The 18,658-nt window shown below is 69.9% G+C and carries 16 protein-coding genes; 11 read left to right on the top strand and 5 right to left on the bottom strand.

The window, feature by feature from the left end; translation table 11 throughout:
- The first annotated feature begins 384 nt into the window (after positions 1 to 384).
- The 5 genes from ACWDKQ_RS30460 (at position 385) to ACWDKQ_RS30440 (ending at position 4,701) form a co-directional block, all read left to right on the top strand.
- The gene (locus tag ACWDKQ_RS30460) at positions 385 to 996 is read left to right on the top strand and encodes a DUF4178 domain-containing protein (protein WP_450142219.1); all 612 of its coding nucleotides are present in this window, start codon (positions 385 to 387) and stop codon (positions 994 to 996) included.
- Positions 997 to 999: 3 nt separating this feature from the next.
- On the top strand, positions 1,000 to 1,437 hold the full coding sequence (locus tag ACWDKQ_RS30455) for a DUF4247 domain-containing protein (RefSeq protein ID WP_450142218.1): 438 nt from the start codon (positions 1,000 to 1,002) through the stop codon (positions 1,435 to 1,437).
- The gene (locus ACWDKQ_RS30450; RefSeq protein WP_450142217.1) at positions 1,434 to 2,486 is read left to right on the top strand and encodes a hypothetical protein; all 1,053 of its coding nucleotides are present in this window, start codon (positions 1,434 to 1,436) and stop codon (positions 2,484 to 2,486) included. The genes ACWDKQ_RS30455 and ACWDKQ_RS30450 overlap by 4 nt, the downstream gene beginning before the upstream one ends.
- Before the next feature lie 81 nt (positions 2,487 to 2,567).
- On the top strand, positions 2,568 to 2,993 hold the full coding sequence (locus tag ACWDKQ_RS30445) for a DUF350 domain-containing protein (RefSeq protein ID WP_450142216.1): 426 nt from the start codon (positions 2,568 to 2,570) through the stop codon (positions 2,991 to 2,993).
- 13 nt (positions 2,994 to 3,006) lie between these two features.
- Entirely contained in the window at positions 3,007 to 4,701 is a 1,695-nt protein-coding gene (locus tag ACWDKQ_RS30440) for a polyamine aminopropyltransferase (RefSeq protein WP_450142215.1), read from the top strand.
- A gap of 334 nt (positions 4,702 to 5,035) precedes the next feature.
- On the opposite strand, the gene ACWDKQ_RS30435 is transcribed toward ACWDKQ_RS30440, so the two are convergent.
- Positions 5,036 to 6,136, bottom strand: coding sequence for a LacI family DNA-binding transcriptional regulator (locus ACWDKQ_RS30435; protein WP_450142214.1), 1,101 nt, complete (start codon positions 6,134 to 6,136; stop codon positions 5,036 to 5,038).
- Between the two features lie 184 nt (positions 6,137 to 6,320).
- On the opposite strand from ACWDKQ_RS30435, the gene ACWDKQ_RS30430 reads away from it, so the two are divergent.
- The 5 genes from ACWDKQ_RS30430 (at position 6,321) to ACWDKQ_RS30410 (ending at position 11,185) form a co-directional block, all read left to right on the top strand.
- Positions 6,321 to 7,415 (top strand): ABC transporter ATP-binding protein, encoded by a 1,095-nt coding sequence (locus ACWDKQ_RS30430; RefSeq protein WP_450142213.1) that lies wholly within the window; start codon positions 6,321 to 6,323, stop codon positions 7,413 to 7,415.
- A 194-nt stretch (positions 7,416 to 7,609) separates the two neighbouring features.
- Positions 7,610 to 8,569, top strand: coding sequence for a metal ABC transporter solute-binding protein, Zn/Mn family (locus ACWDKQ_RS30425; RefSeq protein ID WP_450142212.1), 960 nt, complete (start codon positions 7,610 to 7,612; stop codon positions 8,567 to 8,569).
- Positions 8,570 to 8,572: 3 nt separating this feature from the next.
- Positions 8,573 to 9,418, top strand: a complete 846-nt coding sequence (locus ACWDKQ_RS30420) for a metal ABC transporter ATP-binding protein (RefSeq protein WP_450142211.1) — start codon at positions 8,573 to 8,575, stop codon at positions 9,416 to 9,418.
- Positions 9,415 to 10,293 (top strand): metal ABC transporter permease, encoded by an 879-nt coding sequence (locus ACWDKQ_RS30415; RefSeq protein ID WP_450142210.1) that lies wholly within the window; start codon positions 9,415 to 9,417, stop codon positions 10,291 to 10,293. Before ACWDKQ_RS30420 ends, ACWDKQ_RS30415 begins: the two co-directional genes overlap by 4 nt.
- Before the next feature lie 382 nt (positions 10,294 to 10,675).
- Positions 10,676 to 11,185, top strand: a complete 510-nt coding sequence (locus ACWDKQ_RS30410) for an ion channel (RefSeq protein ID WP_450142209.1) — start codon at positions 10,676 to 10,678, stop codon at positions 11,183 to 11,185.
- 82 nt (positions 11,186 to 11,267) lie between these two features.
- Here the strand turns inward: ACWDKQ_RS30410 and ACWDKQ_RS30405 are convergent, their stop codons facing one another.
- Positions 11,268 to 12,302 (bottom strand): ADP-ribosylglycohydrolase family protein, encoded by a 1,035-nt coding sequence (locus tag ACWDKQ_RS30405; protein ID WP_450142208.1) that lies wholly within the window; start codon positions 12,300 to 12,302, stop codon positions 11,268 to 11,270.
- A gap of 324 nt (positions 12,303 to 12,626) precedes the next feature.
- On the opposite strand from ACWDKQ_RS30405, the gene ACWDKQ_RS30400 reads away from it, so the two are divergent.
- Entirely contained in the window at positions 12,627 to 15,455 is a 2,829-nt protein-coding gene (locus tag ACWDKQ_RS30400; protein ID WP_450142207.1) for a BTAD domain-containing putative transcriptional regulator, read from the top strand.
- Positions 15,456 to 15,997: 542 nt separating this feature from the next.
- On the opposite strand, the gene ACWDKQ_RS30395 is transcribed toward ACWDKQ_RS30400, so the two are convergent.
- The 3 genes from ACWDKQ_RS30395 to ACWDKQ_RS30385 all read right to left on the bottom strand — a co-directional run bounded on the left by ACWDKQ_RS30395 (position 15,998) and on the right by ACWDKQ_RS30385 (position 18,390).
- Positions 15,998 to 16,522 (bottom strand): GDSL-type esterase/lipase family protein, encoded by a 525-nt coding sequence (locus tag ACWDKQ_RS30395; protein WP_450142220.1) that lies wholly within the window; start codon positions 16,520 to 16,522, stop codon positions 15,998 to 16,000.
- Positions 16,435 to 16,800, bottom strand: a complete 366-nt coding sequence (locus ACWDKQ_RS30390) for an SGNH/GDSL hydrolase family protein (protein WP_450142206.1) — start codon at positions 16,798 to 16,800, stop codon at positions 16,435 to 16,437. Before ACWDKQ_RS30390 ends, ACWDKQ_RS30395 begins: the two co-directional genes overlap by 88 nt.
- Positions 16,801 to 17,823: 1,023 nt before the next feature.
- Positions 17,824 to 18,390, bottom strand: coding sequence for a hypothetical protein (locus ACWDKQ_RS30385; protein WP_450142205.1), 567 nt, complete (start codon positions 18,388 to 18,390; stop codon positions 17,824 to 17,826).
- Between the last annotated feature and the right edge of the window lie 268 nt (positions 18,391 to 18,658).

Below are 18,658 nucleotides of genomic sequence, written 5' to 3'. Positions count from 1 at the left end.
CGGCTTCCATGCGCGCATAGGAAGCGTCCATGCAGGTGTCGCAGATGCAGCGTCCGTGCTCGGTGTCATGGGAATGCATTGCAACACCCTGGATTTCAGGGAGTTGCGGGGATCGTGGTTTCTGGAGAGTTGAGGGCGTGGTCGACGGGCTGTTCGCGTTGTTCGGCGTGGTAGATGGTCCGTTCGCTGCCTCCTGCGGTGTGAACGGGTCCGTTCGCTTCGGACCGGTTCGTGGGGTGAACGGACCGTTTGCGCCGTCTTGGGGGATAGCCCGTTCGCTTCGTCCCCGTCCTACTGGTCACGATTTGGGCGAATGGGTTCATACCGTCGGGGGGTGACTAATACCCTCTGTGCCGGACGCTCGCGTGAGGGGAAGGCGGACGGGTGAACGGACTGGTCGCAATGCTGATCGTCGTGGTCACCTTGTTGATCATCATCGCGGTGGTCGTCGTGGTCATGGGGGTGCGTGCCAAGCGCGGCGCAGCGAGGCCGGGAAGTCGGCCCGTCGACCCGTTGCACACCGGTGATCAGGACTCGCTTCGCGGTGACCCGCGGACGCTGAAGGCTGGCGACATCGTCGAGGTGCGCGGCCACTCCTACACCGTCCGTGGAACCATCCGGCTCTCCGAAGGCGGCTGGAACTGGGCGGAGCATCTGCTCGACGACGCCAAGGGCGGGCAGGTGTGGCTGGCCGTGGAAGAGGACCCCGACCTGATCCTTTCGTTGTGGACGCCGGTCGCCGATGCCGGGGAGCCGGGCCCGAAGACGATCGATTTCGCCGGGCGCACCTACCACTCCGAGGAGTCCGGCAGCGCCGAGTTCCGCAGCGAGGCCACCACCGGCCTCGCCGAGCAGGGCACCGTCCGCTACCACGACTACGAGGCCTCGGACGGTTCGATGCTGGGCTTCGAGTCCTACGGCGCCGCCGACTGGGAGGTCAGCGCCGGCGAGGCGCTCAGCCGCTACGACGTGCTCATCTACCCGACGGCGGACTGACCGGTGAAACCCAAGTTCTGGTTCGTGCTGGCCGCCGCCGTAGCGGTGTTGGCTCTGATCATCGGGATGGTGACGATCTTCGTCGCCGGCACCGGGCCGCGCGGCTACGTCGCGAACAGCTACCTCCGCGCAGCCCACCTGGACCTCTCCGGTGACTCCGACAACCGGGCCTACACCAGCCCGAAGCCGCCGACCGCCGTTGCCGCCGAGATCACGTTGAAATGGCGCCCGCAGTCCCAGTACACCGACTCGTCGGGCATCTACCTGCGGTATTCCAGCGATGCGGTGATCATCAGGCCGCACTCGCTCGGCTCGGTGATTCACGCGATGGACGCCGAGCGCGCCTACCGCCGCTACCACAGCCACGTCGGCGGGGTCTGGGGCTGGAGCAGCCCGCACGGCGAGAGCTTCCGCGGCAGAGGTCCGGGGGCAGGCAAATGAGCACCACGATCAACAAACCCGCCCGTCGCCGGGGAATCGTGCTGGCCGTGCTGGGTTTCTTCGTGGCCGTCGGCGTCGTCGGGTCGCTTATCGGCGTGCTCGGCGGCGACCCCGTGCAGACCACCTTCACCTCGGAGGAGTCCACCTACTACTCCGAGGGCCAGCAGTACTCGGGGCCGCCGATCCAGCGGTTCACCTCGGCCGACGCACAGCAGCTGGCGCAGGGGCTCGCCGCGGCCGAGCAGGCGCACGGGGTTTGCTTCGGCTGGAAGCTCGTGGACGCGTCGACGAAGAAGTTCGACCAGGGCTCCAGCCGGGGACCGACCATCCCGGCCGAGACCTGTCCGCGCTGGGCCGAGGTCCGGGTTTTCGTCGCCGCCGGATCCAGCGAAGACGATCCGGACGCGGCCGACGTCAAGGCGGCGGCGTCGGACGACCTCGCATCGCTGCCGGGCGTTGAGGACTTCGTCATGCTTGGCGTCACCGCCGACTCGCTGGCCGAGGAGCCGGTCACCGTGACCGGGCAGGCCGCGCTCGGATTGCCATTGCTGCTGGTGGAAACCGGCGCGCTGAAGGCCCCGCCGGTGGCGGAGGACGCACCGGGCAACGCCTCGGCTCCGCCGTTGCCGCGCGGCGACGGCTCTGGCTCGAGCTGGGCGACTTGGGCGTGGCTCGGCGGCCTGGGCGTCGTCGTGGTTCTCGCCCTGGTCCTGGGCTTCCGGGCCCGCGCCAAGCAGAAGTCCACGTCGGACTGCCCGGATGCCCCGAACACTGCGGCCGCGCCGCAGCCCGGGCCGACGCAGCAACAGGGGGCACAGGTCCCGCCGCCAGCAAGAGCGCAGCCTCCGCCGGGGCCGCCACGGGCTGGACCGCTGCCTCTGCAAGGACCGCCGGTAGGGCCGGGATCGCCACCAATCGGACCGCAGCCGCCGCCGCGACCGCTGCAGGGACCACCCGCCCCGCAAGGTCCATCGGCTCAGCCGGGCCCGTCCCGACCGGGGCCGCAGCCGGGCTGGCCGGCACCGCCCGGGCCGCCGGGTGGTCCGTGACCGCCGCCTCCACCGCAAGGGCCTCCACCGGCGGGCCCCCGACGCTGATCGCACCGACCACGACACCAGAAGGGCCTCACCTTGCTCCAGGACCTGCTCACCGGCATGCTCGCCGCGGTCGCCTACGGGGTGATCGGCGTGGCGATGATGGCACTCGGTTACGTGCTCGTCGACCTGGCCACGCCGGGCAAGCTCCGCGACCTGATCTGGGTCCGCCGCAACCCGAATGCGGCTTTGCTGCTGGTCTCCGGCTTGCTGGGGGTCGGCATCATCCTGACCACCGCGATCGCGGGAAGCGCCAACGACCTGATCGCCGGGCTGTTCGGCACCCTCGCCTACGGCATCCTCGGGCTCGTCCTGATGAGCCTGTCGTTCCTGCTGATCGACGCGGTCACCCCAGGCAAGCTGGGCGACGAGCTCGCCTCCCCGAACATGCACCCGGCGACGTGGGTGTCGGCGACGGCGCACGTCGTGATCGCTATGATCATCGCCGTCTCGATCTGGTGAGCAGCGCGTGTCGGTGAGCGCCGGGCTCGCTCCCGAACCGGTCAAGACCGGCAAGCCGCGAAGTCGGTTTGCCCGAACCGCGGTGCTGGCGGCTGTTTTCATCTGCGCCGCTTGTGGCCTGGTCTACGAGCTGGCGCTGGTTGCACTCGGCAGCTACCTGATCGGCGACACCGTCGGGCAGGCCTCGATCGTGCTGTCGCTGATGGTGTTCGCGATGGGCGTCGGTGCGCTCGCCGCGAAACCCCTGCAACGCTGGGCGGCCCCGGCGTTCGCCGGCATCGAACTGCTGCTCGCGCTGCTCGGCGGGCTTAGCGTGCTCGGGCTGTACGCCGCGTTCGCGTGGCTGAGCCTCTACACGCCGGCGCTGATCGCGATGGCGCTGGCGTTGGGTGTGCTGATCGGTGCGGAGATCCCGCTGCTGATGGTGCTGTTGCAGAGGATTCGGCGGCAGGACGCGGGTTCTGCGGTCGCCGACCTGTTCGCGGCCGATTACGTCGGCGGACTCGTCGGTGGGTTGGCGTTCCCCTTCCTGCTGCTGCCGCTGTTCGGGCAAGTGCAGGGCGCGCTGCTGGTCGGCATGGTCAATGCCGTCGCCGGGCTCGGGCTGGTGTTGACGGTCTTCCGCCGGGAACTGTCCAAGCGCGCCACCTTGTTGCTTACCGGTGCATCCGTCCTGGTCGGCTTCCTGCTCCTTGGGGCTTACGCGTTCGCCGGCGACTTCGAGGTCACCGCGCGCCAGGCGCTGTACGCGGACCCGGTGGTGCGTTCGGAACGCACCCAGTACCAGGACATCGTGCTGACCGAGTCGGTGTCGTTGGGCGGGAACCGCGACACCCGGCTGTACCTCAACGGGGACCTGCAATTCAGCTCGATGGACGAGTACCGATACCACGAGGCGATGGTGCATCCGGCGATGGCCGGGCCTCATGAGCAGGTGCTCGTGTTGGGGGGTGGCGATGGCTTGGCGCTGCGGGAGCTGCTGCGGTACCCGGACGTCCGCGAGGTCACGCTGGTGGAACTGGACCCGGCGGTGCTGGAGCTGGCGAGCACCGACCCGCGAGTGTCCACTTTGAACAAGGATGCCTTCGCCGATCCGCGGGTGCGGGTGGTCGCAGCGGACGCCTTCAGCTGGCTGCGGGACAACCGCGACCGCTACGACGTGGTGCTCGTGGACATGCCTGACGCGGATTCGACGGCGACGGCGAAGCTGTACTCGACGGAGTTCTACGGGCTGGCCCGGCAGGCGATGTCGGACGATGCGCGAATGGTGGTGCAGTCGGGGTCGCCGTTCTTCGCGCCGAAGGCGTTCTGGTGCATCGAGTCGACCATGCGAGCGGCTGGCCTCAGCACGGTGCCGTACGAGATCACGGTCCCCAGCTTCGGGGAGTGGGGCTTCCACCTGGCCAGCGCGAAGCCCGACCCGGCGCCCGTCGCGACCGGCGCCGCAACTTCAATGGAAATCGGCTCTTCGATTTCAATGGAAATTGCGGAAACCCACCAGGCGGACGGAAACCCGCTCGCCTCACCAGGCGCGCCACCGCTCCGGCTGCCCGCTGATAGCCCGCCGCTGCGCTCGTTGGACGAGACAACCCTGCAAGCGTCGGCGACGTTCCCGCCGGATCGCACCCGAATCCCAGGCATCAAGCCGTCGACGTTGATGCACCCGACGATCCTCCAGTACGCCCAGGGCGAATGGGCGAACTACTGACCTGCTGGCCTCTCCAGTCATTGCCAGCAGAAGTTGCAGCTCGTTGTCGGGCGGCACCGATCCATTGGCCTGGGGCGGTGTTTTTACAAGTCATTGCCCGTGACTCCAGCACGCCATCACCGGAAACCCCTGGCTACGGCGTGACGGTTGTGTGGCTGGAGCGATTTCGCGCGAAACTGTCACCTCGCAGGCGTGGCGAGCGGCGATTTCACTGCGCGAAATCGCCGCCACCGCCGTAGAGCTGCCGTCTCACTGGCACACGGAACGAGTTCTGAAACAGCCTCTACAGCGCCGAAAAGTGCTCACGGGGCCAGAGCTGCGGGAACCCTTGGGTTTACGGGCCGAACCAGCGTTCTTCAGAGGAGCGGGGCGGCGCCGAGGTGGTTCCGGTGATCAGCTGGGTCTCCAACTGGATGTGGCGGGGGCGGCCCGGCTCGCTGGTCTCCAGCAGCAGCCGCCCGGCGGCCCGGCCCTTCTCCAGCCACGGCTGGCGCACCGTCGTCAGGCCCGCCCGCTCCGCGTCCGGGATGCCGTCGAAGCCCGTGATGGTCAGGTCCTCCGGAACCCGCAGGCCGCGGTTGCGGGCCTCGCTGAGCGCACCGAGCGCCAGTATGTCGGAGGTGCAGACGATCGCGGTGATCTCCGGGTCGATCTCCAGCAGTTGCGCCGCCGCCGACGCCCCGGACGCCGTGGTGTGGTCGAAGCGCTCCACCACCGGCACCTTCGTCCAGTCCACCCCGGCTTCGGTGAACACCTCGGCGAGCGCGGTCAACCGGGCCTTCTGCACGTGGAAGCTGGCGTTGGCCTGCCGCTGCACCGACGCGGGGCCGTCATTGCGGCCCCGGGCCAGGCGCATGCAGAGCACGCCGACGCGGCGATGCCCGAGCTTGATCAGGTGCTCGGCGACGGTCTTGATGGCCTTCCCGTCGTCCGGGCCGACCCAGTCCAGATTGTCCAGGCGCGGCTGGTCGCAGACCACCACCGGCACCGGCCGTTCGAGCACCGCGGCCAGGTGCGGGTCGTCCTCGGGGACCGAGTAGACGACGAACCCGTCCACCCCGGCGCGGTGCACCGAGGCGACGTCCTCGCGTTCTGGGCTCGCCGGGATCAGTAGCAGGCCCTGGCCGGCGTCTTCGCAGGCCAGCGCGAGGCCTTCGAGGAAGCCCACGGCGCCCGGGTCGCGGAAGGCGTATGAGAGGTTCTCGGTGAGCAGCAGGCCGACCGCGCCCGCTTTCCGGGTCCGCAACGACCTCGCCACCGGGTCCGGTCCCGGGTAACCCAGCCGGCGAGCGGTCTCCAGGACTCGCTTGCGCAGCTCCGGGGAGAGCTGGTCCGGACGGTTGTACGCATTCGAAACCGTCGTCCGGGAGACCCCGAGTTCTGCAGCGAGCGAGGCGAGCGTCGCGGGCCGCCGGGCATTCGTTGACCGCGCCATGCAGGAACCGTAACGGTTCAGTACCCCTCGGTGAAGTGAGCATGATGCATATCCCACTCCGTCCGAATCGTGAACACAGAGCGACGTAGGGTGATCACTGTCCGAGTTGGTTCATCCGAGGGGCTGACCCCGAGCGATTTTGCGGTTACTTTTTTCGTAACCGATTCCGTGAAAGGTGTCACAGATGGCAGAGGTTGCGTACGTCAACGCCTCGCGCGTTTACCAGGGGAGCCCGCCGGTTCGGGCCGTCGACAAACTGGCCTTGGACGTCGCCGACGGTGAGTTCCTGGTGCTGGTCGGCCCGTCCGGATCCGGTAAGTCGACCGCGCTGCGGATGCTCGCGGGCCTGGAGGACGTCGACGAGGGCGGCATCACCATTGGTGGCAACGATGTCACCAACACCCCGCCGAAGTCGCGGGACATAGCCATGGTTTTCCAGTCCTACGCCCTCTACCCGCACATGACGGTCGCGGAGAACATGGGCTTCGCGCTCAAGCTGCGCAAGACGCCCAAGGACGTCATCAAGCAGAAGGTCACCGAGGCGGCGAAGATGCTCGACCTCGAGAAGTACCTGGACCGCAAGCCCAAGGCGCTCTCCGGCGGGCAGCGGCAGCGGGTGGCGATGGGGCGCGCGATCGTCCGCGAGCCCAGCGTGTTCCTGATGGACGAGCCGCTGTCCAACCTCGACGCCAAGCTGCGCGTGGAGACCCGCGCCAACATCGCCGCGCTGCAGAAGCGGCTTGGCACCACCACCATCTACGTCACCCACGATCAGGTCGAGGCGATGACCATGGGGCACCGCGTCGCGGTGCTCAAGGATGGGCTGCTGCAGCAGGTCGCCACTCCGCGCGAGCTGTATGAGAACCCGGCCAACGCGTTTGTCGCGGGCTTCATCGGGTCGCCGGCGATGAACCTGAAGACGGTGCCGTTGACCAGTGACGGGGCGGTGCTGGACGGGGCCACGATTCCGCTGCCGCGCGAGGCCCTCGCCGCTGCCGGGGACCTCAAAGAGGTCACCTTCGGCGTCCGCCCCGAGGCGCTGTCACTGACCTCCGGCGACGACGCCGGGATGTCGATGACCGTCGAGCTGGTCGAGGAGCTCGGTGCCGACGCGCTGATCCACGGTGCCATTGACGTCAACGGCTCGCAGGAGCGCTTCGTCGTCCGCGCCGACGGCCGGACCCCGCCCGCGCTCGGCCAGAAGGTGACCGTGGCGCTGCGCGACCACAGCGAGATCCACCTCTTCCACCCCGAGACCGGAGCCCGCCTGGCCGCTTAGGCGCAGGCGATCCGTTGATCGATGCCCCCGCTGGTTCTGGCGGGGGCGTCGTTGCGTGCGCAACAGAAATAGCCCGGTCGGTGGAGTGTCGTATGCAACCGTGCTTAGACTGTAGTTGACAACGGTTTCCGTTACCGTTCGCAGATAGCCGTCAGCCTGCTGCGCAAGGGGCCGACCACCGAGGAGTGCATCCGATGACCGTTCGCAGTCGCTCTGCCGCCACCGCCTTGGCCGGACTCGCCGCAACCGCCCTCGCCCTGACCGCATGCGGCACCGGCGAGCAGGCGGGTCGGGGCGCCAGCGACAAGATCAAGGTGGTCGCGTCCACCACCGTGTGGGCCAGCGTGGTTCAGGCAGTCGGCGGCGACGACGTCGAGGTGGAACCGGTCATCAGCGATCCCAACGCCGACCCGCACTCCTACGAGAGCACCCCGCAGGACGCCGCGAAGGTCGCCGACGCGGACCTGGTGGTGTTCAACGGCGGCGGATATGACGAGTTCATGGAGCGGGTCCTCGGCAACAGCGGTCAGGGCAAGCCCGCCATCGAGGCCGTCAAGGACGAGCACGAGGGCGAGCCCGCGGGCGGGCACGAGGAACACGGCGGGCACGAAGGCCACGACCACTCGGTGAACGAGCACGTCTGGTACGACCTGCACGTGGTGGAGCAGGTGGCCGCCCAGGTCAATGCCGAGCTGAGCAAGCTCAAGCCGGCCAAGGCCGAGCAGTTCGGCCAGGCTGCGGGCCGGTTCGCGGAGGAGATCGGCAAGCTGCAAGGACGGGTCGGCGAGCTGGGGGACCAGAACCGGGGCAAGCAGGTGATCGTCACCGAGCCCGTCGCGCACTACCTGGTGGAAGCCGCCAACCTGCAAGACATCACGCCGCCCGAGTTCGTCAACGCCATCGAGGCCGAGTCCGACCCGTCCGCGGCCGCGGTGGCCGCGATCCAGAACGCGGTGAACGCCAAGCAGGCCGCGGCGGTCATCTACAACCCGCAGACCGAATCGCCGGTCACCCGCAACGTGCGCACCGCGGCGGAGCAGAATCAGATCCCGGTCGTCGAGATGACCGAGACGCTGCCGCAGGACAAGACCTACGTGCAGTGGATGGACGCCCAGATCACGGCGTTGCAGACCGCCCTGAACCAGAATCGCTGAGATATGACCGCCAACTCCGAGACCGAGCCCATCCTCGCGCCCACCAGCACGGCCCCAGCCGTGCGGTTGCGCGGCGCGAAGCTCTCGTACGGCCCGCGCGTCCTGTGGTCCGGCCTGGACCTCGACGTCGAGCCGGGCGAGTTCCTCGCCGTGCTCGGGCCGAACGGTTCCGGCAAGACGAGCCTCCTGCGGGTGCTGCTGGGCTTGCAGCAGCTCTCCGCGGGCAGCGTCGAGATCGCGGGCGCGCCGGCACGTCGCGGCAGCAACCGGATCGGCTACATCCCGCAGCAGCGGGCGCTGGACGCCACCGTGATGGTCCGGGGCAGTGACCTGGTCGGTCTCGGGTTGGACGGTCACCACTGGGGCACTGGGCTCCGCGGCCGCCGCGAGCGCAAGCGGCGGGTGGCCGCGGCGCTGCGCGCGGTCGAGGCGACCGATTACGCCCGGATGCCGCTGGGCCTGCTCTCCGGAGGCGAGCAGCAGCGGCTCCGCGTGGCGCAGGCGCTGGTCAGCGACCCGTCAGTGCTGCTGTGCGACGAGCCGCTGCTGTCGCTGGACATCGCGCACCAGCGCAAGGTCAGCCGGCTGATCGCGAACCAGGCCCGGCAGACCGGCGCGGCGGTCCTGTTCGTCACGCACGAGATCAACCCGGTGCTGCCGCTGGTCGACCGGGTCCTCTACCTGGTGGACGGCCGGTTCCGGATCGGCCCGCCGGACGAGGTGATGAACTCCGTCACGCTGTCCGAGCTGTACCGCACCGACGTCGAAGTCGCCCGCGTCGGCGGGCGGCTGGTGGTCGCCGGCACCGATGACCACGACCACCATGTGCAAGAGGCGGAAGAGGCGTGAACGCATTCATCGACGCGCTGGGCAAGGTCCTGGACTTCTCCACCACGGTCGACCTGCTCGGCTACCCGTTCGTCCAGCAGGCGCTGCTTGCTGCGGCGGCGCTCGGCCTGGTGTCCGGCTGCCTGGCACCGCTCGTCGTCGCGCGGAAGATGTCCTTCGCCGTGCACGGCACCGCCGAGCTCGCGTTCACCGGCGCCGCCGCGGCGCTGCTGATCGGCGTCGGTGTCGGCGTTGGGGCGCTGGCTGGAGCCGTGGTCGCCGCGCTGCTGCTCGGCTTGCTGGGACAGCGCGGGACCGAACGCGACTCGGTGATCGGCGCGATCCTGTCCTTCGGGCTCGGCGTCGGCGTGTTGCTGCTGTGGCTCAACCCGGAGCGGACCGCGAACAAGTTCAGCCTGCTGGTGGGGCAGATCGTCGGCGTCGATTCCGCGGACGTGTTGCTGCTGGCGGGCTGCGCGGCGCTCGTCTTGGTCGTCCTGGCCTTCGTGTACCGGCCGTTGCTGTTCGCCAGCGTCGACCCGGACGTCGCGGCAGCCCGCGGCGTTCCGGCGCGAGTGCTGACCCCGCTGTTCGCGGTGCTGGTCGGCGTGGCGACGGCGCTGGGCGTCTACACCGTTGGCGCGCTGCTGGTGCTGGCCCTGATGGTGACGCCGGGGGCCGCGGCAGCGCGGGTCACCGCGAGCCCGATCAAGGCAACGGTGCTGGCCGTGGTGTTCGCCGAGGTGGCGGTGATCGGGGGCATCGTCCTGTCGCTGGCGCCCGGGGCCCCGGTGAGCGCCTTCGTCACGATCATCTCGTTCGTGATCTACCTGGTGTGCCGGGTGGTCGGCAACCGCCGCATCCGGCGCCTGTCCCGAATCCCGGCCGCCGCCTGAGGGCAGTTTCAATTGAAAATGCCCTCATGCGGCGGGTGGCGACAGTTTCAATTGAGCCATTTTCATCCTGGCCGATCCGCAGCCGTGACGCTGGAAGTCCCGCGGTCCGTGGGCTGCCGCAAGCGGCGTAGCCGCCTTTTAGTCCATCCTCGCAGCATGCGTCGTCGCGGGTTCTCAGCGGTCCTCTCGCGAGGACGCCCGGACGCCGCTGGTCATGCACAAGTCCGGAATCGCGGACTCGAAAAGGCCGCTAAGGTTCCGCTGCCCGCACGGCAACGCAAGAAGAGGCTGGAAAACGCTCGTTGAAACTGCGGGTTGGGCAGGTGCGCCGGGCACGGGGCCCGAATGGCGACGGGCCCGGTGTTGGCCGAAGCTGGCGCTCGTGCCTGGGAGCGGCCAGCAGAGGGTCCTGATCAACCTGGCGACGTCGCTGGGTGCGGTGGCGGCGTGCACCGTCGTCTACTACCTGTTGCCGATCGGCAGGTTCGGGCTCTTCGGCACCGTGAACGCGGTCGTGATCTTCGCCGTTGGGCTGACGGCCATCTCCGCGCTGATCATGTTTCAGGTGCGCCGCTTCCGGATCGAGGACGCGCGCCACGGCAGCTCGATGGCCGGGGTCGTGGCGGCGTTTTACCTGGCAGTGCTGTTCTTCGCGGCCGTCTACTTCGGACTGGCCGCCCTCGATCCCGGCTCGATCGCGGCGCTGCGCACGAAAACCGACGCGCTCTACTTCTCGCTGTCGATCACCAGCACCGTCGGTTTCGGCGACGTGCACGCGGTATCCGAGATCGCCCGCGCGGTCGCCGCAGTGCACATGACCTTCAACATCGGGTTCCTGGCCGCGGCAGTCGCTGTCGTCCGGGCCAGGGCGAGCCGCCCCCACGGCACCTGAGGGGCGAGTTTCACCTCGCGCCTATGCGGTGAACGGTCCGTTCGCCGCGAACCCGTCGGGGAGGATGGCCCAGGCACGCCGGTCAGGCGAGGCCGAGGTAGCGGCGTTCGTTGAACTTCTCGCCGGTGCAGGACGCTCCGAGGTCGTGGCCGATGCGCTCGATCACGTCCGCCAGTTCCAGCCGGGCCAGCCACGAGCGGGGCAGGACCGCCGTGCCGTGGCGGGCGCCGAGGATGCTACCGGTCACGGCCGCGGTGGAGCCGCTGTGCCCGGAGTGGTTGACCGCCAGCCGCAGGGCGTCGGTGAACTGGTCGGGCTTCGGCAGCGCGAGCGCGCAGTAGGCACCGATGGATAGCGCCTCCGGGCCGATCCAGCCCTGTCCTAGCCGCTCGATGTGCCCGACGCTCGCACCCAGCCGCGCCAGCGTCGATGCCTCCGCGAGGGCGGTGGCGGTCTCGACGTCTTCGCGCAGCACACGGCCCGCCGCCTGGTCGACGGCAGCCGGCAGCTTCCGCTGTTGCACCGCGACGAGGTGCACGATCAGCGCCAGCGCCCCGGCCGAGGCCCAGCCGCTGACGCCGCCGTGGGTGAGCGCCGCGCATTGGCAGGCCAACTGGTAGGCCATCTCGGCGGTCGGGGAGAAGCCGAGCGGCGCGCTGCGGTCCACGCCGCCGCAGCCCTTGGAGCTGTTCCGCGGCCGGTCCGGGGTGCCGAGTTCGGGTTCTTGCAGCGCGCGCAGGCTGGTCAGGCCGGGGGCCCGGCCGGCGTACAGTTCGGGCTCGGCCATCAGGCCGGTCGCACCGGGCTGCGGCTTGTCCTCCTGCTGGGTGGTCAACCAGCGGCGGTAGGCGGCGGCGGTCGACTCGACCGGACGCCAGTTGCCGCCGTTGTTGCCTGTTGTCCAGGCGTGTAGGTAGCCCTCGCCGGTGAACAGCGACATCTGCGTGGCGTCGCCCAGCAGGGCCTGAGGTGGTGGTTCGGCGACGCCTGCTTGGCCGAATTCGGCGCGGATGCCGTCTAGCTGCGCGTACTCGACCGGGCTGCCGAGCGCATCGCCCAGCGCCCCGCCGAGCAGGCAGGCCACCGCGCGATCGACCACTGTGGACGGCGTGGGCACGGGGTCGGCTCTCCTTCCACGGTGTCCTCGTACGAGTGATCGGCGTGTCCCGACTTTACTTGGCGTGTTCGCCCATCGGGAGGCGTTCGCCGCAAGAACGGACGCGAGTGGGATGTATCGGGAGAAATCGGTCATGGCTCCATTGGGGTGAATCGCGGGCCGGTGATCGATCTCTCCTCGGCCGGTGATCGTTACGGTGTGTCCGGTTCCGGGTAGGGGGGCGCGCTGCCGCGCGGGCTCTCCGGGGTGTGGACTCGGTGTGCGCCTTGGTCGAGACTGTCTGAAGGCTCAACAAAACGTGAGCGAGAGTCGGATTTGGGAATGATGGCGGGGCACGACAGCTCTATCGAGGTGCCAGGCGCGGAATTCGAATTCCGCCTGCTCGGTCCTCTTGAGGTGCGCGCCGATGGCGTCGCGCAGCCACTGGGCGGCGCGCCCGTCCGCGCCCTGCTGGCCTGCCTGCTGCTGGAGCCGAACCAGGTCGTTTCGATGGACCGGCTGATCGACACGTTGTGGGAGAACGCGCCGCCGGCCAGCGCCCGCACCATCATCCACGGCTACGTCTCCAGGCTGCGCAAGCTATTCGGGGCCGCAGGAGAACAGGCCGAGATCGTTACCCGCCCGCCCGGCTACCTGCTGCGGGTCGACGGGGATCGGATCGATGCCCACCGAGCTAGAACCTTGATCAATCGCGCGCACGGCATGGAACCTGCGGCGCGGTCGCGGGTGCTGGCCGAGGCGCTGACGCTGTGGCGGGGCCCGGTGCTCTCGGACATCGCGAGCAGCCGGCTGTACCGGATGGTCGCGCCCAACCTGGACGAGCTTCGGCTGCTGGCGCTGGAGGAGCGGATCGCCGCCGACCTGGACCTCGGCCTCCACCACCAGCTGGTGCTGGAGCTGTCCACCCTGGTCGACCATCACCCGCTGCGGGAGCGCCTCACCGGCCAGCTGATGCTGGCCCACTACCGCGCGGGGCACCGCGCCGAGGCGCAGTCCCGCTACCACGACCTGCGCCGCCGGCTATCCCACGAACTCGGCCTCGATCCCGGGCCCGAGCTGCGCGAACTCTACGAGCGGCTACTCCGCGACGACCCAGCACTGCGTCATCCGCAGCGCCGGCCGGAACCCGGGTTCGGCATCCGGCGCCCGATCCCGGCGGAGCTGCCCCCGGCCCCGGCCGGGTTCGTGGGCCGGCAGCGCGAACTCGCCGCGCTCGACACGATGCTGGCCGAGCGCGAACAAGGCTCCAGCCTGCTCGCCGTGGTGACCGGCACCGCAGGCGTCGGCAAGAGCGCCCTCGCGCTGACCTGGGCGCACCGCGTCGAGCACGAGTTCCCGGACGGTCAGCTCTACGCGTCGCTGCGTGGCCTCGACTCGGAGCGCGAGCCCCTAACGCCCGGCGAAGTGCTGACCAGCATGCTGAAAGCGCTTGGTGTCGCGGCGAATGCGATCCCCGTCGAGCTGGACGACCGCACTGCGCTCTACCGGTCGTTGTTGGCCAAGCGCCGGGTTCTGGTGCTGCTCGACAACGCGCGTGACTCGGAGCAGGTGCGGCCGCTGCTGCCGGGCAGCGCCGAATCACTGGTGCTGATCACCAGCAGACGGCGGCTGGACGGGCTGGTGGTGCGCAGCGGAGCTCGGGTGCTGCCGCTGGAAACGCTGCCGACCGAGACCGCGATCGAATTGCTCGACCGGGCGGGCGTGCCCGGCAAATCAGCCTCCGAACCGGCCGCTGCGGCCCAGCTGGCGGACTTGTGCGGCGGGCTGCCGCTGGCGCTGCGCATCGCAGCCGCGCGGCTCGCGGCGAATCCGGCGCGCGGCGTGTCCGACCTGGTGCACGAGCTGACCGACGAGCGGAACCGGCTGCACGCGCTGGACATCGACGATGCTGACACGAGTGTCCGCCGCGCTTTCGACATCTCCTACCGGAGCCTGCACCCGGTGCACGCCGACACGTTCCGGCTGCTCGGGCTCGTGCCCGGCCACACCTTCACCGCGCACGCGGTCGCCGCCCTGTGCGGCACCGATCCGCCCAGCGCGCAGCGGCGATTACGGGCCTTGGCGCTGGCACACCTGGTCACCGAGCCCGAGCCGGACCGGTTCGGCATGCACGACTTGCTGCGCGTCTACGCCCGAGACCTGCTCGCCGCGCCGAGCTCGATCGACACCGAGGCGCTGCGCCGGTTGCTGAACCACTACCTCGTCACCGCCGACCACGCGCGCCGCTTCCTCCGCCCCGCCCGGGACGATCTGGACTTCTCCAGCGGCACCGTGCCCCGGCCGCAGATCACCGACCGCGCCCGGGCACTGGAGTGGTTCGACGCGGAATGGCCGAACCTGGTCGCCGCGGTCCGGACGGCCAACGCGGAAGGCATGCACGACCTCGCCTGGCCGCTGGTGCGCCTGCAGTTCAACTACCTGATGGTGCGCTGCCCATGGGAGGACTGGATCCGGATCTACACCGACGGGCTCGACTCGGCCCGCGCGGTGGACGACCCAGCGGGCAAGGTGCTGATGTCGGCCGGGCTCGGGGTGGCGTGCTCGCGGTCGGGCCAGCTGGACGCGGCGCTGGCGCACTATGACGAGTCGTACCGGGTCGCAGTGCAGACCGGCGATTCCGCCCGGTTGGCGATGACCCAGGTCAACATGGGCAGCGTGCTGTTCCGCATGAAGCGCTACGAAGAAGCGAAAGTGCACTGCCAGGACGCGCTGCGGGTCTACCGTTCGTTGGGCGATCGGTACTTCGTGGCCGGTGCGCTGAACAACCTGGCCATGGTGGAGCAGGTCAACGGCGACCTGGAGGAGGCGCTGGCGCACCTGCGCGAGGCAGAAGCGTTGTACCGGGACGCCGACGATCTGGAGACGTTGGCGATGGTGCTTAACAACTGCGGCGAAGTGAGCATCGAGCTGGGCCGGATCGCCGACGGCGAGCGCTTCCACCACGAGGCGCTGGACGTGGCGCTGCAGTGCGGCTCCGCGATGCGGCAGGCGTCGGCGTACCTGGGTCTCGGCGACGCCGCCCGGTCCCGCGGCGACCAGCAGGTGGCCCGGACCCGCTGGGACACCGCGCTGGCGATCTTCGAGGCGGAGGGCTCGCCACGCGCGGCGGAGGTCCGCGAGCGGCTGGGAGATCTCTCCGCCGCCGCCTGCTGACGGGCGTTTAGCCAACGTTTAGCGGGTGTGTAGCGCGCGCTGGGAACTTCTTCTGCGTGCGGATCAAGCCGTGCATGATTCGCACGAACGGGCGGCTCCGGGGGGGAGTCCAAGGGGGGATTGTCGCCCGGCCGTCCCGGTCAGCACTCGTGGCCGGCCGGGGCGGCAAGGGGGGCTTGACATTCGGGGATGGTCCTCCGAATGGACGTTGGGGGTGAGTGCGGGCTTTCGGTCCCGGGAGTGGGTGATCCTGGCCGAAGGTCCGCACTTCGTCTTTTTGCCGGTGTCCGTGGTCGTTTTTCGTGGCGGTGCGGGTAGCGGAAGCTCAGACGTCCTCTCGCTGTGGGATCCCGGACATCATGAATGTCATCACCACGTCGTGGCTGTCCTCGAGAGAAGACGTCTGTGAACCTGCGGCGGTGCCGATTGCGAGGGTGTGCGCAGCGGCTGCGCCGCTGCAAAGACAAAGATCAAACGGCCGGTCGTTCGGCAGCTGTACCCCCACGCGCTCATGCGCCAGGCAAACCGGCACCACCGTGACCTCAGGTCGAGGGGTTTCCCGCGGTGAGCTTCTCCAGTTGGGGGCGCTTCGCTGTGCGGCCGTCGCCGCTGGACACGCCCCGCAGGCGACGGCCGATCCAGGGCGCCAGGTACTCGCGGGCCCACCGGATGTCCTGGGTGCGCTGGGCCCGCCACGGCGTGCCGGGGGTGACCGGCCAGGGCTCGCTCCAGTCGGCGGCGACCGGCACGCCAAGCGCCTCGCAGGCCCGCAGCGCGACCCGGCGGTGGCCCGCCGCGGACAAGTGCAGCCGGTCCTCGCTCCAGGCCCGGGCGCCCCGCAGCGCTCGCATCGACCACAGGTCGAGCACGTAGCAGCCATGCTTGTCGGCGATCGCCCGCAGGTGCGAGTTGTAGGTCCCGACCTTGCCCCGGACGTGGCGCAGCACCGGGGTTTCGCGGGTGTCGAAGCCGGTGCCGATCAGCACGTCGGCGCCGACGGCGCGCAGCATGCCGACCCCGGCGTCGAAGAGCTCCGCGACCGCGTCGGGGTCGCTGCCGGGGCGGATGATGTCGTTGCCGCCGGCGGTGAAGGGACCAGCGCGGGCCGCAGCTCGACGGCCTGCGGCACCTGGTCGGCGACGATCTGGCGGATCAGCTTGCCGCGCACCGCCAGGTTGGCGTAGCGCAGCTCCGGGTTCTGGGCGGTCAGGTGCTCGACCAGCCGGTCGGCCCAGCCTCGGAAGCCCCCGGCGGGATCGGTGTCGGCTAGCCCCTCGGTGAAGCTGTCTCCCAGCGCGACAAAGCTGTCCCAACGTGACGAGCCGACGCTGCGCTGCGATTCCATTGACGATGTCCTTACTGGTCATTCCTTCCGCATGCGCGGTGATCAGGGACCACATTGGCGCTCGGACAGCGACTTACGCCACCGTCGGTTCCGCTCTAGTGATAACGGCTGAATAGACTGGTTAAATCTGTCCGATTTGCCCGGATATGGCGCGTCCATCGCGTTTTCCGTTGCCGCACCGCACTTTTCCAGCATCGCGGCGGCAACTGGGCAGCTATTCCTCGAAACACCGGTACGGGTGAACTGCAGCTGCTACTGTCCTTCGGCGGTAACAGAAGTAACGAGGGGGCCGCGATGTTGCGATCGATGCAGGTGGCAGGTCGGTGTGCGTTCGGGGAGACGCAGCGTCGTCTGCCCTTTCGCGTCATCGCGGTCGGTTGAGTTGGGGAACTTCAGCATGCTCTACCGCGTCGGTTCCAGTGCGTCCGCAGTGCGGGTCCGCCCGGATGCCGCGCGCCGCTCCGGCCGTCCTGAATACCTGGGGGAACCGTGACGTCACCGCAGAATCCGGCGTCCGCGCCGGGGCCAGCGGGCTTCGACGCGCAACAGCGGGCCGGTGGCTCGATAGGACGACGCCGAGCGGACGCGCCGATGCGCGGCTCGCTCGGCGGTGAGGTGCCGCCCGCCGGGCCGCCCGCGCCAAGCGGGCCACGACCCGCCCCGCGTCCGCAGCGCTTGGACTTGCGGGGCGAGTTCGCTGCGCTTGCAGCAGAACCGCACCCTTTCGCGCTCTGGGAGCGCACCGAACAGTTGATCGATCGCTTCGAGCACGAGCAGCGCAGGGACAGCCGACCGGCGCCAGCGCCTGACAGGCCCGAAGCGCCGAAGACGCCGAGCGGCGGGATGGCGCTCTCCGGAGACCTCGGCGGGTTCGACGAACCCCCGGCCCGACCGGAACCGGCGGCTGAACTGTCCGGTTCACTCGAACCGGAACCGGAGCCGCAGCGCCCCAGCAGATTCGCCGGCGGCCTCAGCGGCTTGCTCCTGCCCGCGCCGGCGCAAGACGACCCGCCGCCTCAGATGTCACTGCAGGGCGGTCCGCCGCCGCAGGTGCGCGACGGTGTGCTGGGTGGCCCGCCACCCCAAGCCGGTCCGCCGCGCCGCGACGTCCCGCCGCCGCAGGTCGGTCCGCCGAGCGGTCCCTTGCCGCAAGCTGGCCCGCCGCGCCGCGACGTTGCGCCGCCCGGGCCGAACGGACCGACGCGGCACGACGCCAGGCCGACAGGTGGTCTGTCGAGCGGCCCACAGCCTCAGGCCGGCCCACAGCCGTTGGACCGCCCGCCAGTGCCCGAGCCGGATGAGCTGCTGCGGCCTGATGTCCCGATGCTGCAGGACGGTCCGCCATCGCAGGCGCATGACGGTCTGTTGGGCGGTCCGCCGCCGCAGGCAGGCGCGCCCCGGCGGGACGCTCCGCTGCCCGGGCTTGATGGTCCGCCGCGGCGTAACGCTGGGCCGCGGGACGGGTCTGATCCGCTGCCTCAGGTTGGACCGCCGAGCGGCCAGTTGCCGCAGCTCGGTCCGCCGCAGGCAGGCGCGCGTCGCCACGAAGGGGCTCCGCCTGAGCCGCGTCGCGACGCTCCCGCGCCGCACGCCGGTCCTCCTTCCGGGCCTCCGCCCATCGACGGTCCGCCGATGGCGGAATCGCCGCGTTCCCCTGCTCCGCAGGGTTCGCCGTCGCCTCCGGCGGGGAACCCGGTACTTCCGCTGGGTGGCCCGCCGCCGCGGCCTCTGGCCGCTCCCGGGCCGCCGCCCAAGGGCCCGCCAAGCGGGCCCATGCCGCCGGCCGGGCGCCCGGGGGGGCCGCCGCCCGCGCGGCGGGGCGGCCCGCCGAGCGGCCCGCGGCCGGGCAAGGGCGGGC

Source organism: Saccharopolyspora sp. NPDC000995, assembly GCF_053599315.1.
This window is presented reverse-complemented; position numbering and strand designations above follow the sequence as displayed.